Genomic DNA, 706 nt, shown 5'->3' with positions numbered 1-706 from the left:
CTGGACGACCTGCACCTGGAAGGGCAGGCGCTGCAGGACGTAGTCGAGGAACTGGATGGCGGTCTTCTGGTTGAGCCGGGGGTAGATGCGCAGTACCCGCAGACGAGTGCAGTCGTCGATCGCGGTGAACTGGTAGTACTTGTTGCGGCCGCCTTTGCGTCCGGTGACGCCGGCGATGGGTTCGATGAACTTTACGTCGATTTGCACGCGGTGGCCGGGCAGCTGCTTCTCGTAGCGCTTCCACCGCTTGTCGTGGCGCTTGTAGCGCTGGGAGGCCGGGAGGCGGCCCATGTCCAGGCGTTTGAGGATCCGCCAGACGCCGGAGCGGCTGATGGTGACGTCGTGGTAGCGCGCCAGGTACATGGCGATCTTCTCGGGGCCGAAGTGGTAGTTCTGCCGCAGATGGATGATCTTCTGGACGACTTCGGCGTGGGTGGCGTTCGGGCTGGTCTTGGGCCGCCTCGAGCGGGTGCGCAGGCCTTCGACGCCCTCGGCCTGGTAGCGGCGGTACCAGATGTAGTACGCCTGCCGGCTGATTCCGTAGTAGCGGCACGTCAGCGCGACGTTGCCCGAGAACTCTTCGACGTGGCGGATGATCGCCAGACGCCGCTTGGCCTCACGGTCCAGTGGGGGGTTCGGGTTGGACATAGATGGTCTCCGTACTGGCTGGAGACCCAGGTGTCAACGATGTCTGTCAGTTTTAGAA

Annotated in this window: 1 protein-coding gene; it reads right to left on the bottom strand. The window is 63.7% G+C overall.

Annotated features, from left to right (window positions below; genetic code table 11):
- The coding region (locus Ssi02_RS38440; protein WP_204034459.1) for a helix-turn-helix domain-containing protein at positions 1–648 on the bottom strand (648 nt) is incomplete at its 3' end.
- Between the last annotated feature and the right edge of the window lie 58 nt (positions 649–706).

The organism is Sinosporangium siamense, assembly GCF_016863435.1.
GTDB classification, from domain to species: Bacteria; Actinomycetota; Actinomycetes; order Streptosporangiales; family Streptosporangiaceae; genus Sinosporangium; species Sinosporangium siamense.
Note: the sequence above shows the minus strand (reverse complement) of the source record. Positions and strands in the feature narration are given on the sequence as shown.